Origin of the sequence: Nocardia sp. NPDC059229 (assembly GCF_042754165.1) — a bacterium.
GTDB lineage: Bacteria > Actinomycetota > Actinomycetes > Mycobacteriales > Mycobacteriaceae > Nocardia.
Window position 1 is genome coordinate 170014 of record NZ_JBHZAK010000013.1, and the last position, 14132, is coordinate 184145.

The 14132-nt window shown below is 67.7% G+C and carries 13 protein-coding genes and 1 tRNA gene; 9 read left to right on the forward strand and 5 right to left on the reverse strand.

The window, feature by feature from the left end; all coding sequences use genetic code 11:
- Positions 1 to 402: 402 nt before the first annotated feature.
- The 3 genes from ACFXHE_RS27825 to ACFXHE_RS27835 all read right to left on the reverse strand — a co-directional run bounded on the left by ACFXHE_RS27825 (position 403) and on the right by ACFXHE_RS27835 (position 2278).
- Positions 403 to 478: transfer RNA gene (locus tag ACFXHE_RS27825), tRNA-Ala, on the reverse strand.
- Between the two features lie 163 nt (positions 479 to 641).
- Positions 642 to 1235 (reverse strand): TetR/AcrR family transcriptional regulator, encoded by a 594-nt coding sequence (locus ACFXHE_RS27830; RefSeq protein WP_379387509.1) that lies wholly within the window; start codon positions 1233 to 1235, stop codon positions 642 to 644.
- A 320-nt stretch (positions 1236 to 1555) separates the two neighbouring features.
- A complete protein-coding gene (locus tag ACFXHE_RS27835; RefSeq protein WP_379387399.1) occupies positions 1556 to 2278 on the reverse strand; it encodes a uracil-DNA glycosylase in 723 nt (240 codons plus the stop codon).
- A gap of 117 nt (positions 2279 to 2395) precedes the next feature.
- Here ACFXHE_RS27835 and ACFXHE_RS27840 point away from each other — a divergent pair, with 117 nt between their 5' ends.
- From ACFXHE_RS27840 to ACFXHE_RS27870, 7 genes are all read left to right on the forward strand, one after another.
- Complete coding sequence (locus tag ACFXHE_RS27840) at positions 2396 to 3055, forward strand: trimeric intracellular cation channel family protein (protein ID WP_379387400.1); 660 nt, start codon at positions 2396 to 2398, stop codon at positions 3053 to 3055.
- Between the two features lie 129 nt (positions 3056 to 3184).
- Positions 3185 to 3628, forward strand: coding sequence for a GyrI-like domain-containing protein (locus tag ACFXHE_RS27845; RefSeq protein WP_379387401.1), 444 nt, complete (start codon positions 3185 to 3187; stop codon positions 3626 to 3628).
- Complete coding sequence (locus tag ACFXHE_RS27850) at positions 3625 to 4059, forward strand: effector binding domain-containing protein (RefSeq protein ID WP_379387402.1); 435 nt, start codon at positions 3625 to 3627, stop codon at positions 4057 to 4059. The genes ACFXHE_RS27845 and ACFXHE_RS27850 overlap by 4 nt, the downstream gene beginning before the upstream one ends.
- A 254-nt stretch (positions 4060 to 4313) precedes the next feature.
- A complete protein-coding gene (locus ACFXHE_RS27855; RefSeq protein ID WP_379387403.1) occupies positions 4314 to 5063 on the forward strand; it encodes a hypothetical protein in 750 nt (249 codons plus the stop codon).
- A 2-nt stretch (positions 5064 to 5065) separates the two neighbouring features.
- Positions 5066 to 7213, forward strand: coding sequence for an Rv1355c family protein (locus tag ACFXHE_RS27860; RefSeq protein WP_379387404.1), 2148 nt, complete (start codon positions 5066 to 5068; stop codon positions 7211 to 7213).
- Between the two features lie 43 nt (positions 7214 to 7256).
- Positions 7257 to 9104, forward strand: a complete 1848-nt coding sequence (locus tag ACFXHE_RS27865; RefSeq protein WP_379387405.1) for a putative bifunctional diguanylate cyclase/phosphodiesterase — start codon at positions 7257 to 7259, stop codon at positions 9102 to 9104.
- 209 nt (positions 9105 to 9313) lie between these two features.
- Positions 9314 to 10162 (forward strand): SDR family oxidoreductase, encoded by an 849-nt coding sequence (locus ACFXHE_RS27870; RefSeq protein WP_379387406.1) that lies wholly within the window; start codon positions 9314 to 9316, stop codon positions 10160 to 10162.
- On the opposite strand, the gene soxR is transcribed toward ACFXHE_RS27870, so the two are convergent.
- Entirely contained in the window at positions 10163 to 10669 is a 507-nt protein-coding gene (gene soxR, locus ACFXHE_RS27875) for a redox-sensitive transcriptional activator SoxR (protein ID WP_379387407.1), read from the reverse strand.
- Positions 10670 to 10780: 111 nt separating this feature from the next.
- Here soxR and arcA point away from each other — a divergent pair, with 111 nt between their 5' ends.
- Both arcA and ACFXHE_RS27885 read left to right on the forward strand, forming a co-directional pair.
- The gene (arcA, locus tag ACFXHE_RS27880; protein WP_379387408.1) at positions 10781 to 12010 is read left to right on the forward strand and encodes an arginine deiminase; all 1230 of its coding nucleotides are present in this window, start codon (positions 10781 to 10783) and stop codon (positions 12008 to 12010) included.
- 7 nt (positions 12011 to 12017) lie between these two features.
- On the forward strand, positions 12018 to 12392 hold the full coding sequence (locus ACFXHE_RS27885) for a GntR family transcriptional regulator (protein ID WP_379387409.1): 375 nt from the start codon (positions 12018 to 12020) through the stop codon (positions 12390 to 12392).
- A 102-nt stretch (positions 12393 to 12494) separates the two neighbouring features.
- Here ACFXHE_RS27885 and ACFXHE_RS27890 read toward each other — a convergent pair whose 3' ends face one another.
- Positions 12495 to 14102 (reverse strand): dolichyl-phosphate-mannose--protein mannosyltransferase, encoded by a 1608-nt coding sequence (locus ACFXHE_RS27890; protein ID WP_379387410.1) that lies wholly within the window; start codon positions 14100 to 14102, stop codon positions 12495 to 12497.
- Positions 14103 to 14132 lie beyond the last annotated feature (30 nt).

The following is a 14132-nucleotide window of genomic DNA, read 5'->3' on the forward strand; positions in this document are numbered from 1 at the left end:
TGACCGCCTTCGAGAACGGCACCATGGACGCCGAACTCGTCGGCGACCGACTCACCAGCCTGCGCGAAACCGCCCGCCAACTCGCCACCCGCCGCAACCAACTCGCCACCGCCATCGACGACACCCCCACCGCGCCGCCGCCCGCGACCCTGAACCAGATCGCCGACCACATCGCCGAAATGATCCGCACAGGCACCGATCAGACCCGCAAAGCGCTGATCGAAACCCTCATCGCCGAAATCAAAATCACCAGCCCCACGACCGTCGTCCCCGTCTTCCGCATCCCCCAACCCCCGGCATCCAACCCGGCGGCAGAGGCGGCCCCAGATACGAAAGAGGCCCTGACCGGCAGTAAACCGCCGATCAGGGCCTCAAAAAACAGTGTTCGCGCAATGGCAAACCTGGTGGAGCTAAGGGGAATCGAACCCCTGACCTTCTCGATGCGAACGAGACGCGCTACCAACTGCGCTATAGCCCCGCGGGGGCGTTTCCGACCCGCGCTGGAGAACTTTAGCAGGTGGGGTGGGGAGTCGACGAATCGGCTGGTTGGAGCGGGTTTCTCGAGATGTGGGGGCGGACAGGCGCCGGGCGATCGGCTCATCGACGAACTCCGTTCGGGCCTGAGGCGCCGAACTGAGCCCTCAGATGGGCTCGCTGTAGGAGTCGAGCACTCGCAGGAACAGGTCGAGGCGGTACTCGCGTACTGCCGGGTTGTCCGGTTCCAGCAGGCACTGGCCCAGCGTGCCGTCGTGCACCGCCACCAGTGCCCGGCCCAGTGCCGCTGGATCCGGCACCCGCCGGCCGTTGCGGCGCATGAGTGCGACCACCACGGGGATGAGTGCTGCGGCGATCGCCTCCTCCCGTGCCACCATCACCTGACGTAACGCGGGATTGCGCAGGGCGTGCGCGGTGAATTCCGAGGTGATTCGAAACCACTTGTCATCCACTGGAACTGCGGCCAGCACCTGCTCGACCGCTCGCCGTGGATCGCCGCCTACTCCGCCGGGCGTATCGAGCACCGCTGCCGCCTCGGCCAGCATCGACGCCGATCGCTGCTCCCACATGGCCAGGAACAATTCCTCCAGCGAGGTGAAGTTGGAGTAGAACGCACCCCGTGTGAATCCAGCCCGCTCACACACCTGCTCGACCGAACACCGGCCGAACCCTTCCTCGGCGAAGGCCTCGAACGCCGCGTCCAGCAGTCGCTGCCGCGTCCCGGCCCGGCTGCGGCGCACCTTCACACCCCCGGCCGCCCCATCGGCAGCCGCCCCCTCCCGCTCGGATTCGTCATAGGCCCTGCTCACGCCCGCATCGTATCCGGTCCGGCGACTTCGCCACCGAGAGTGCCGTACCCCTGGCCGATGCACCCGCCCGCACCGTCGCTGGCGACCTTCATGAATGCCGAGTCCGGACAGTCGAATCGTGCCGCCCGGCTCGGTGACGGCGATCTCGCCGGACGCCAAGGCTGGCCAGCCGAGTCGCCCGCACCGGGACTGGCGGGCTCATTGAATGCCAGACCTGGACCTCCGAATCGAGCTGTCCGCCGCGGCCGGGTCTAGGGGCGGTGGACGGGGAGGCCGGCGGATTGGGCGGCGTCGGTGAGGACCTGCTCGAGCATGGCGGGGGTGAGCCGGCCGGTGAAGGTGTTCTGCTGGGAGGGGTGGTAGGTGCCGAACAGGTGGAGGGGGGCGCGGCCGGGGACGGCGGGGGCGAGTTCGACTCGGGCGCCGTGGGTGAAGCGGGGCTTGGGTTTGGGTATGGCCCAGCCGGATTCGGCCAGGGCGGGCAGGAGGGCTTGCCAGCCCCAGCCGCCGAGGACGACGATCGCGCGGAGAGTGGGTGCCAGCAGGGTCAATTCGGTGGTCAGCCAGTGGCGGCAGGTATCGCGCTCGGTGGGGGTGGGTTTGTTGTCGGGTGGGGCGCAGTGGACCGGGGCGGTGACACGGGTGCCGAGCAGTCGCAGGCCGTCGTTGGCGGAGACGCTGGTGGGCTGGTTGGCGAGACCGGCGGCGTGCATGCAGGCGATGAGGACGTCGCCGCTGCGGTCGCCGGTGAACATGCGGCCGGTGCGATTACCGCCGTGCGCGGCCGGCGCCAGGCCCACGATCAGCAGACGGGCGTCCGCGGGACCGAAGCCGGGAACAGGCTTGCCCCAGTAATTCTCGTCACTGAAAGCGGCCCGCTTCTCATGTGCGACCTGCTCGCGCCATGCCACCAGCCGAGGGCAGGCGCGACACGCGGTAAGTTCCGCTTCTAGCTGGGCAATTGTGCGGCACACAAGGGCGACTCAACCATAAAGCGGCCCCGGCCGTGCGGCGGAGTGCCGGTGTGGCGGGCCGGGCATACTGTGCCTCGGTAGCCGAAAGTTAGCGATAGGAACGAAAGTGGGCCACCCGTGAGTGATCTCGTCGAACTCGGTACCCCTGTCGACGCGGCACAGAGTGTGGGAAACCTGCTGGGCGTGTTCGCATTCGGCGTGTCGGGCGCGCTGCTCGCGGTGCGTCGCCGCTTCGATGTGGTGGGCATCGCGGTGCTCGCGGTCGCCACCGCCACCGGCGGCGGTGTGATCCGCGATCTGGTGATCGGCCGCACCCCGCCGCTGGCCTTCGTCCAGGTGTCCTATGCCGGAGTCGCCCTGCTGGCCGCGGCCGTCATCTTCTTCTGGCATCCGCCGGTGCGGCTGGTCCGCACGCCGCTGAATATCGCCGACGCCATCGGCCTCGGCATCTTCTGTGTGACCGGCACCGTGACCGCCTTCCAGCACGGCATGTCGGCGACCTCGGCGGCGGCGCTGGGCCTGGTGACCGCGGTGGGCGGCGGTGTGATCCGCGATGTCCTGGCCGGTGTCACCCCCAGCGTGCTCAGCGACGGCGAGTTGTACGCCGTGCCGGCCCTGCTCGGTTCCGTGGCGACGGCGCTGCTGCTGCACTACGGCCAATACACATACTGGACAGGCGGATTGGCTGGGGCGGGCGCGGTCGGCCTGCGCCTGATCGCGCTCTTCCGGCACTGGCACGCCCCGATGGCCCGCCCGCACCGCCGCCGCGACGGGTGAGCGACGCGCCCGCGCGCGGGGGAGGCGAGCGCCTCAGCCGTGTCGCCGGGTACGGTCCGGGCTGATTGATAGCATGGCGAAGGCTTGGCCGACTGGCTGTGAATCACACCTCGAGAGAGTTTCCATCCAATGCAGTTCGAGATCGTCGAGCGGGACGAGACGTGGGTTGCCGGGTTGCCGGTGCGCAGTCCCAAACGTGCGCTCGGTGAACTGCGCGACCACGATCTGGAAGTGGCCTGGGCCGCGGTCCTGCACCAGGAACTCGGTGGTCCGCTGGCCTCGGCCTACACCGACTACGCGGCCGAGCTCGGCACCTTCAACACCCAGATCGTCGGCTACCAGTGCGGCTCGCTCGACGAGGTGACCCGCGGCCACGTGGTGGCCCGCCTGCCGCGCGGCACCTACGCCCGCTTCTCCTCGGTCGGCAACTTCCCCCAGGTGATGACCGATCTGTGGACGCAGATCGCCTACGCGGAGGAACACAAGCAGATCAAGCGCATTCACACCGGAGACTTCGAGACCTACCCGCACGCGTACAAGATCGATTTGTACCTGGCGGTCGAGCCGTCATGACCTATTCGATCGTGGTCCGGCCCGGCGGGGTCTACGGCGGCCTGGTGGTTCCGCGGGTGCGCCCCAGTTTCAAGGTCTCCAACAGCGAGCTCATCGAGTTCCTGCGCGACCGCCTGCGTGACCGGGAGGGCGCCGAGCGCCCGCTGGCCACCGTCTACGTTCCCGACCCTGCCGGCAACTACAACGTGCTGGTCTCCTACGAGTACAAGGGCCCCGACGATGTCCCGGTCGGCGACGTCCTCATCCGCGTCCCCAAGGGCGTCTACGCCCGCTTCCGGCCCAATGGCGATTATCACGATCCTGCCGAGGACGTCTGGGCTCAGGTCGACGACGCGACCGCTTCCGCCGAGATCACCCGCGCCTACCGCGAGGAGATCGAGATCTGGCACGGCACCGCCGAACTGGAGCTTTTCATCTCCATCCTGGTGTGATTGCTCAATGTTAACTGAATGGGAACCAACCGGTCTTGTCGCTGGTTTTCGTGACTGATAGCAATGGTTTGACCAGGGGTGATTTCTGGAGCCACGCTGGGGTTTCGGAGCATTTGCCGGACGCCTGGACAATTTCAGTTGGCTGACGGATACTCCCCTAGGCGCCCAAGCTGGGCGCGATTGATACAGAACTGTATCGGGCGAGAACTCCCAGAGGGTTGCGCGAAGTCAGTGCATAAGTGGAGCGGAACTACATGTCAGTCGAATCGATCGCGCCCGTCCCGGCCGAGGGTCCTGGTGACGGGATGCTCCACTATCGGGACGCGGAATCCGGCCACACGTTCCTGATCGGTCCGCCCCAGGCGAGTCCAGCGTTGTGGCGACAATGCATGGACGGAGCGCTGGAGGTATACCGCCACTACAGTTCCGAGGACGCGCTGGAGTACGACGCGGTCGTGGACGGCTTGTCCACCACACTCTTCGCTGTCGCCCTGGATCGCGAGCAGAAGGTCGTGGCGGGTGTCCGTGCCGAAGGGCCGCATCGTCATGTCGATGAGGTGCATGCGGTCTCGAGTTGGAGAGGCATGGCTGGTGACGCGGCTTTCCGTCGTTTGGTCGCCGAGCAGATTCCGGATGGCGTGATCGAGTGCAAAGCGGGTTGGACCGCCCGCGACACAGGGAATCGGTCCGCGCTCGCGGACTGGGTCGCACGGGCCATCGTGCACTGCGCGACCCTGCTCGGAGTGCGGTACGCCGTCGGCGTCGCTCCCGAGCACGCGCTCAAGTGCTACCGCAGCAGCGGCGCGAACGTGGCGTGGTGGATTCCGCCAACCTCGTACCCGGACGATCGGTACCGGACCGTGCCGGTGTGGTGGGACCTGCATACGTACCACACGGTCGCCACCGAACCTCAGGCGCGCTTGATCGAGATCGAATTGGCGGAACTCGTCGCGGAGGGCACCACGTTGCCCGATGAATGGAGCCGGGACGAGGGACTGGCCTGAGCATGTCCGCCGGTGATTTCGTAGCGGGCGAATATCGGCCACTCCTGCTCGATGAATTCGATCCCGAAGATGCAAGACGGTTGTCGCAATTGCGCGCCGATCGATCTGTTGACTTTTCCGATTTGCGTGGTTTGCTGCGTTCGGAATTCGAAGCCTTGGTGGCCGCGCCGAAATTATCCGAAGGGCCGGAATTCGATCGATGGGTCTATTATCCGTGGCGGCGCGCCGTCATCGCGGTTCCCGGCCCGGAACTCATGCGCGCAGTGCGGCTGGACCGGAATCGCAACACCATCACCCGGGCTGAGCAGCGGACATTGGCCGGACTGACCGTCGGCGTGGTCGGACAGAGTGTGGGGCACGCCGTTGCCTATACCCTTGCGCTCGAAGGCATCTGCGGTGGACTACGGCTGGCGGACTTCGACACCATCGAACTCACCAATCTCAATCGAGTGCCCGGCACGCTCTTCGACATCGGCGCGAACAAGGCGGTGGTCACTGCCCGCCGGATCGCCGAGCTGGATCCGTACCTGCCGGTCGAGGTCTTCGATGTCGGGGTGACCGAGGACAATGTCGACGAATTCCTGACCGGCCTGTCGATCGTCGTCGAGGAATGCGATTCGCTCGACATCAAGCTGGTGGTGCGCGAAGCCGCGCGGCGGCACCGGCTGCCATTGCTCATGCAATCCAACGATCGCGGTTTACTCGACGTAGAGCGCTTCGACCTGGAACCCGAGCGGCTGCCATTCCACGGATTGCTCGGCAGTACGCGCGCTGCCGACCTGCGGGATCTGTCGACCCGCGACAAGGCACCCTACGTGATTCGGATCCTGGATGGTCGCAATCTGTCCGGCACACTCGCGGCCAGCATGGTCGAGATCGGGGAATCGCTCAACAGCTGGCCCCAGCTGGGAGCCGATGTGTTCCTGGGAGGCGCGAGCGTCTCGACGGCGGTCCGGCGCATCGGGCTCGGTCTGAAACTGCCCTCCGGGCGCACCAGGGTCGATATCGAGCGCAGCCTCGACGAGATCGCCGAACCCGCGGGCGCCGAAGACCCGGTATGGCCGGACGAACCGGGCGAGCAAGCGGATCCCGTGTCGGGCGTTGCGGCCGTGCTGGCCTGTGCGCAGCGCGCGCCTTCGGGCGGCAACGCGCAGCCCTGGACCCTCGCCGTCGAACCGGGCGTCATTACGATTTCCCTTGCGCCCGAACGCTCTCCGCTGGTGGATATCGGTTGCCGCGGCGGCGCGCTGTCTCTCGGTGCGGCGCTGCACAACGCCCGTGCCGCTGCCTCTTCGCTCGGTCTGCTGGGCGACAGCGAACTGCACAGTGACGGTCCGGGACACCTGCGGGCGGTTCTTCGACTGGGTGCGGATTCCGATCCGTTATTGGCGAGCGATCATCAGGCATTGCTGTCGCGGCACACCAATCGTCGTCTCGGCACGGGCGCGCCGATTCCCGATGCCGTGCTGGAAACTCTGGGCGTGGTCGCTGGTAATGCCGGTGCCGCGCTGCGCTGGGTTTCCGACCGGACCACCGTCGATCTGCTCGCACAGCTGCTGGGTGAATCCGACCGGGCCCGCTACCTGACCCCCCGCCTGCACGAGGAGATGTTCGCTGAACTGCGCTGGCCCGGCGATGACCTGCAGACCGGGATGGACCTGCGCACGTTGGATCTGGCGCCCGACGAACTGGCCAAGCTCGAGATCGCCCGGCGTTCCGATGTCATGGAGCTGGTTCGCACATGGCAGGGCGGCATCGCATTGGGTGACTCGATTCGGGACCGGGTGCGAACGGCTTCGGCGCTGGCGGTGGTGACCTTCCCAGCTCCCGCACCGGACGATGCGAGTGAATTGGCCGCGTACGCCCGGGCGGGTGTGGCGATGCAGCGGGTATGGGTCGAGGCGGAACGACACGGGCTGGCCGTTCAGCCGGTATCGCCGATCTTCCTCTATGCCCGACGCCCTGGCGAACTACACACGGTTTCCCCGGAGTTCGCCGATACACTAACGTCAATTCAGGACCGCTTCCTGGACGTGTTGGGAGTACCTGAGCAGGAGACGGTGGCAGTGGTTCTTCGCCTCGGTTACGCGGCGAAGGTCACCGTACGCAGCAGGCGACTTCCGGTACCGGACGCGGACACCCGCGGTTAGTGCGATCGGAGACAAAGTGCCTCGGCGAACACTCGACTCACTGGTGACGCAAGTTGCCTCCGAGTTGATGGCGGTGGACGCCACCACGATGGTGGGTGCGAGTGAGCGCGTGCTGTCCTGGCTGGTCGAGCATTTCGACGTCGATTTCAGCTTTTTGCGCTACACCGATCAGAAGGAGCGAGCTTCGATTCTGATCGCGGAGTGGCCGCCGCGTCCGGTGGACGTCGACCCCGACCCGCTCCGGGTGACCTACTTCGACCGGACCAACTCGGTATTCGCCCAGCTGGAGCAGCTGACCGAGCCGATGATCATCCGCCGCAGCCCGGATTTTCCGGACTACCAGGAGTTCATTCTGCAGGCCACCGGATTCTCGGAGGTGTCGGCGGCCTGTGTTCCGCTGGTCTCGCGCGAAACCTCCACCGGCGTCCTGGGGTTCATCAAGGTCGGCGAGCGGGATTGGAGTACCCGCGAAATAAATGTGCTCAAGGCGATCGCCGCCTTGTTCGCCCAGTTGCAGGCGCGGGTGGAGGCCGAGGAGCGGCTCCGCTATATCGCCATGCACGACGATCTGACCGGACTGGCGAATCGGCGGGCGCTGCTCGAGCACATGGAGGAGCGGCTCAGACCCGGACGGCCGGGGCCGGTGGCGGCGTTCTTCCTGGATCTGGATCGGCTGAAGGCGCTCAACGACTTTCTCGGGCACACGGCCGGGGACAATTTCATCCGCACGCTCGCCACGCGGTTGCGCGAGAATCTGGATCCGGGTGACGTGATCGCCCGGCTGGGTGGCGACGAGTTCGTGATCGTGCCGGCCAAGCCGATGGATGCGGCCGCGGCCGAGCGGGAGGCGAGCCGGATTCAGCAGCTCATCGCGCGGCGGGTGACCGTCGGCGAGGAGACGGTGAGCCGGGGCGCGAGCGTCGGTGTGGCGCTCGGTATTCCGGGCGAGACCACGGTCGCCGATGTGCTGCGGCGCGCGGATCACGCGCTGCTGTCGGCCAAGTCGAGCGGCGGCAACGGGGTCGCGGTGTTCACCGATGCCATGCGCGCGCAGTTCGAGCTGCAGGACGACGTGGAGTTGAATCTGCGCGGCGCGGTGGCGGACGGTTCGCTGGTGCTGCACTATCAGCCCGAGGTGGATCTGCGCACCGGCCGGGTGGTCGCGCTGGAGGCCCTGGTGCGCTGGCAGCATCCGACGCGCGGGCTGCTGCCGCCCGGTGCGTTCGTGGGTGTCGCGGAGGCCACCAATCTGGCGGGGGAGCTGGGTCGCTGGGTGATTCGCACGGCCGCCGAGCAGTTCGCGCAGTGGCGGCGGCGGGGGCTGGCCTCGAATGTGGTGATCCGGATCAATGTGTCTCCGGTGCAGCTGGTTTCGCTGGATTTCGTGGAGACCATCGAGGGGATCCTGCGGCGGTACGGCATCGACGGGTCGTCGGTGTGCCTGGAGATCACCGAACATGTTGTGGTGCAGGATCTTGCGCGCACGCAGGTGACCCTGCGCGGGTTGAAACGGATGGGCGTGCAGATCGCCATCGACGACTTCGGGACGGGGTATTCCTCGCTGTCGCACCTGAAGGCGCTGCCGGTGGACGCGGTGAAGATCGACCGGGGTTTCGTGCAGCGGCTGGGCGCCAGCGCCGATGATCTGGCGATCGTGAAATCGATTGTGGGGCTGGCGGGTTCGTTCGGTCTCGGGGTGGTCGGCGAGGGTGTCGAGACCACCGTTGCGGCCCGCACCCTGGTGGCGCTGGGCTGCTACCGCGCGCAGGGGTTCCTGATCGCGCGGCCCATGCCGGGTGGGGAGGTCGAGGAGCATCTGGCGGCGGGGCGGATCGCGCTGGATCTGGACCTGCCGGGGACCAGCCGCTCGGTGCTGCCGGGGCCGTCCTGAGTCACGGTCCGGCGCCCCGGGGGCCACGGTCCGGCGGTCCGGATGGGCACGACTCCCTAACGTCCCCGTACCGCGCGCGGAATCCCGGACCGGGGTGCGTGCGCCCAGGAAAATAGGGGCGTAACGGGTACTCGCCCGACTCGCGAACAGGATTGTTCGCGTAGTAGCGTGCGGTCTGACAGGGCTGTCGAAGTGAGGGATGGATCGACGTGCGTGATCGTAGCCTGAGGGGCAAGAAGACTTTGATTACCGGCGCGGCGAGCGGCATCGGCCGGGCGACGGCACTGGCGGCGGCCCGCAAGGGCGCGCGGCTGGTGCTCACCGACGTCAATGCCGAGGGGCTGGACGCGACCGTCGAAACCATCCGTTCCACCGGCGGCATCGTCGAGGTCGCCACCGCCCTCGACATCAGCGACTACGACGCCGTCACCGCCTTCGCGGAGAAGGTGCACGAGGAGCTCGGCTCGCTGGACGTGGTGATGAACATCGCCGGTATCTCCACCTGGGGGACGGTGGAGAACCTCGAGCACCGCCACTGGAAACGCCTGGTCGATGTGAACCTCATGGGCCCCATCCATGTCATCGAGAACTTCGTGCCGCCCATGATCGAGGCGAAACGCGGTGGTGCGCTGGTCAATGTGTCCTCGGCCGCCGGTCTGATGGCCTTCCCCTGGCATGCCGCCTACAGTGCCAGCAAGTTCGGCCTGCGCGGCGTGTCGGAGGTGCTGCGCTTCGATCTGGCGCGCCACGACATCGACGTCCACCTGGTGGTGCCCGGCGCGGTCGACACGCCGCTGGTGCAGACCGTGGACATCGTCGGCGTGGATCGCGACGACCCGCGAATCCAGGCCTGGATCAACCGCTTCCGCCACCACGCCAAGTCGCCCGACCAGGTGGCCGAGGCGATCCTGCGCGGTGTCGAGAAGGGCACCTACCTGATCCACACCCAGTTCGACATCCGGTTCGGCTACTGGTGGTCCCGCAAGTTCGCCTGGCCCTACGAGTTCGCCATGCGCCGCGCCAACGACCTGTTCACCTCGTTCCTGCCGCGCAAGTAGTCACGCCTGGTCGGGTGTGGGGGCGCAGACGGCCTTGGTGCAGTTCTCGGCGGCGTGGGTGTCCAGCACGCGCGCGCCGGGGCCCTCGTCACCGAGGTGGTCGTGGGCATTGAAGATCTTGCAGACGCCCAGTGAGAGGCAGCCGCAGCCGATGCAACCGGTGAGGTTGTCGCGCAGCCGGATCAGCTGTTCGATCCGGTCGTCGAGGTCGGCGCGCCAGGTCGTGGAGAGGGTCTCCCAGTCGCGGCGGGTGGGGTTGCGGCCGTCGGGGAGGTTGTCGAGGGCGCGGCGGATCTCGGCCAGCGGAATACCGACCCGCTGTGAGATGCGGATGAAGGCCACCCGACGCAGGGTTTCCCGGGGGTAGCGGCGCTGATTTCCGCTGGTGCGACGGGCCGTGATCAGGCCCTCTCGTTCGTAGAAATGCAAGGCGGACACCGAAACTCCGGCTCGCTGGGCGAGCTGACCGGGGGTCAGCTCCTTCGCCTGCCACGACGCGGTCTGCATACCTGAACATTACTCCAGGTTTTTGGCCGGTGCGACTCCAGGGTTCTCCCAGGGTGCGACTCGAGACGCGAATTCCATGCCATCCGTGCCGCGGGGAACTACCGTCATGTCATGGGAACAAAGGCCGCACCCACGGCGCGACCGTTTTCCGTGACCTCGGAGGTCGGCGCGCTGCGCACGGTGCTGTTACACCGGCCGGGCGACGAGCTGCGCCGGCTCACCCCCCGCAACAACGACCAGTTGCTCTTCGACGCCATTCCCTGGGTCGAGCGCGCCCAGCAGGAACACGACATCTTCGCCGAGGTGTTGCGCGGGCGTGGCGTGGAGGTGCTGCTGCTGGCCGATGTGCTGACCGAGACCATCCAGGTCAGCGGCGCCGCGCGGATACAGGGCATCTCGGGTGCGGTGGACGCGCGGCGGCTCGGGCACCTGCTCGCCGACGAGCTGGCCGCTTACCTGCGCGGAGTGCCCGCGCCGGAGCTGGCGCAGATCCTCATGTCCGGCATGACATTCGACGAGCTGCCCTTCGGGGCGGATGCCACCTCGCTGGTGCGGCGCATGCACCACGGGCACGACTTCGTCATCGACCCGCTGCCCAATCTGCTGTTCACCCGGGACTCCTCCTTCTGGATCGGGCCGCGGGTGGCCATCACCTCGCTGGCGCTGCCGGCCCGCGCCCGCGAAACCTCGCTCACCGACCTGATTTACGCGTTCCACCCCCGCTTCCTGGGCGTGCGGCGAGCCTACGAATCGCACACCGCGCCGATCGAGGGCGGCGACGTGTTGCTGCTCGCGCCGGGCGTGGTGGCGGTCGGGGTGGGGGAGCGCACCACGGCGGCGGGCGCGGAAGCCCTGGCGCGCAGCCTGTTCGAGGACGATCTGGCGCGCACCGTGCTCGTGGTGCCGATCGCTCAGACCCGGGCGACCATGCATCTCGACACCGTCTGCACCATGGTGGACGTCGACGCGGTGGTCATGTATCCGGCGATCCAGGATGAGTTGTGCGCCTTCACCATTCGCAAGCAGGAGGGGCACGGGGTGAGTATCTCGGGCCCGGATCCCTTCCTGCGCGTGGCCGCCGAGGCCATGGGCATCGGCAAGCTGCGGGTGGTCGACACCGGCCTGGACGGCGTCACCGCCGAGCGGGAGCAGTGGGACGACGGCAACAACACCCTCGCCCTGGCCCCCGGCGTGGTGGTCGCCTACGAGCGCAACGAGAACACCAATGCGCGGCTCGAAGACGCCGGAATCGAGGTGTTGCGCATCCCCGGCTCCGAGTTGGGTTCCGGCCGTGGCGGTCCGCGCTGCCTGTCCTGCCCGCTGTCGCGTGACGAGGTGTGATGAAGCCATGCTGGACATCCCGGTCGACCACCACTCGACGGTCCCGCCCTACGAGCAGCTGCGCCAGGGCATCATCGCCAGGGTCCGCTCCGGCGAACTGGCGGCCGGGACCAAGATCCCCACGGTCCGGGCGCTGGCGGCGACGCTGAAGCTGGCTCCGAACACCGTGGCCCGCGCCTACCGGGAGCTCGAGCAGGACGGCGTCCTCGAAACCCGCGGCCGCCTGGGCTCTTTCATCGCCTCCTCCGGTGACCCCACCCGCGACGTGGCCGGCCGCGCCGCCACCGAATACGTCGCGGTGATCCGCCGACTCGGCCTCGACGACGCATCAGCCGTCCGCTATCTGCACGCGGCGCTCGGCGAAACTCCCACCGCTCCTTAGTTTCGGTGGATCCGCGCCGAGCGACTTACCTGGGGGTTCCGGGGCTTGGCCCCCAAGTCTTTCGGGGGTGTGGGGGCTTGCCCCCACGACCTGACGTCAGTCCTACCGCCAGCTCGGGAGCCAGAGGTGGTCGTGCCAGTTGCCCGGGGTGATGGACTGGGCGGTCAGGATCGGCCAGAGCCAGATGAAATTGGCGATGACCAGGGCCAGGTAGAGGCTGACCAGGAGCAGGCCCAGGCCTTGTCGCTCACTGAGTGGCGTGAAGTGTTGCCAGCCAGGGGCTCCCGACAGCCGTCGCCCGATGGGTGGGGCGTGGCCGAGGATGTCGCCGAGGGCCAGCGCCACACCCATGGCCAGGAACGGGGCCAGCGGCACCGCGTAGAAGTAGTACATCTGGCGGTCGAGGTCCAGGAACCAGGGCAGGATGCCCGCACCGTAGCCGACCAGGACCGCCGCGTAGCGCCAGTCGCGGCGCACCGCGCTGCGCCACAGCGCCCACGCCAGCATGGGGAAGGCCACCCACCACAGCGCGGGGGTGCCGATCGCCATCACGGCCTTCACACAGGTGGGCTGGCCGCAGCCGGTCACATTGGTGTCGGCGTAGTAGTAGAGCATCGGCCGCAGGCCCATGGGCCAGGTCCACGGCTTGGATTCCCAGGGATGGTGATTGCCGGCGGAATTGGTGAGCTGCGAGTGGAAGGTGAGCACCTCGCCGCCGTAGTACCAGAGCCCGCGCAGTGCGCTCGGCACCCAGGAGAAGTCGCCGCCGCGTCCGACCTTCACCCCGACCGCGTACCGGTCGTAGCTGGTCTCGTTGGCGAACCAGCCCCAGAAGGAGGCCAGGTACACGAACACCGGGATGACGGCGAGCGCGTAGACGGTGGGCCCGAGATCCCGTCTGGCCACACCCCACCACGGCCGCTGCACCCGGTAGCCGCGGCGGGCCGAGAGATCGAAGGCCAGTGACAGCGCGGCGAAACCGATGATCCAGTACGCGCCGGACCATTTGGTGCCGCAGGCCAGCCCGAGCAGGACGCCCGCGCCGAAGCGCCACCAGCGCACCCCGAAGCGCGGCCCGTATGGGCTGTCGTCGATGCGGCCCTGCGCGGCCACCAGCGCGATGCGAGCCCGGATGTCGTCGCGGTCCACCACCAGGCAGCCGAAAGCCGCTGTCACGAACAGGGCTTGGAAGATGTCGAGCATGCCGATGCGGGAGGACACGAAGGTGAGCCCGTCGCAGATGATCAGAATGCCCGCGAACGCGCCGATCAGCGTGGACCGGGTCATCCGCCGGACGATGCGGATCACCAGCAGCACGATCAGCGTTCCGGAGACGGCCGCGGTGAACCGCCACCCCCAGGGGGAGTAGCCGAAGATGGCCTCGCCCAGCGCGATCATCTGCTTGCCCACCGGCGGGTGCACCACCAGCCCGTAGCCCGGGTTGTCCTCCACGCCGCCGCCGGTGAGCACCTGCCAGCCCTGCGGCGCGTAGTGCTTCTCGTCGAAGACGGGCGTGTGCAGATCGGTCGGATAGTTCAGGAACAGGAACCGGGTGATGGCGGCGATGGCTGTGAGGAACAGCGTGACCACCCACCCCCGAGCCCAGTCCGTGGGCCCGAAATCGGGTGAGGGCACCAGCGGAGCCGGACTCGACAGCGCCGCCGTCTCCGCCCCCACCGCTGCCGGTCGCACGTCGGTCACCTGGGTCACGCCGTCGATCGTAAGCGGTAGCCGCCCCCG

Bases quoted from the DNA above. Each gene is read 5' to 3' on its own strand.
- ACFXHE_RS27860 (WP_379387404.1), top strand. From the start codon at position 5,066: ATGTCCGCCGGTGATTTCGTAGCGGGCGAATATCGGCCACTCCTGCTC.
- ACFXHE_RS27885 (WP_379387409.1), top strand. From the start codon at position 12,018: ATGCTGGACATCCCGGTCGACCACCACTCGACGGTCCCGCCCTACGAG.
- ACFXHE_RS27845 (WP_379387401.1), top strand. From the start codon at position 3,185: ATGCAGTTCGAGATCGTCGAGCGGGACGAGACGTGGGTTGCCGGGTTG.
- arcA (WP_379387408.1), top strand. From the start codon at position 10,781: ATGGGAACAAAGGCCGCACCCACGGCGCGACCGTTTTCCGTGACCTCG.
- soxR (WP_379387407.1), bottom strand. From the start codon at position 10,669: ATGCAGACCGCGTCGTGGCAGGCGAAGGAGCTGACCCCCGGTCAGCTC.
- ACFXHE_RS27850 (WP_379387402.1), top strand. From the start codon at position 3,625: ATGACCTATTCGATCGTGGTCCGGCCCGGCGGGGTCTACGGCGGCCTG.
- ACFXHE_RS27855 (WP_379387403.1), top strand. From the start codon at position 4,314: ATGTCAGTCGAATCGATCGCGCCCGTCCCGGCCGAGGGTCCTGGTGAC.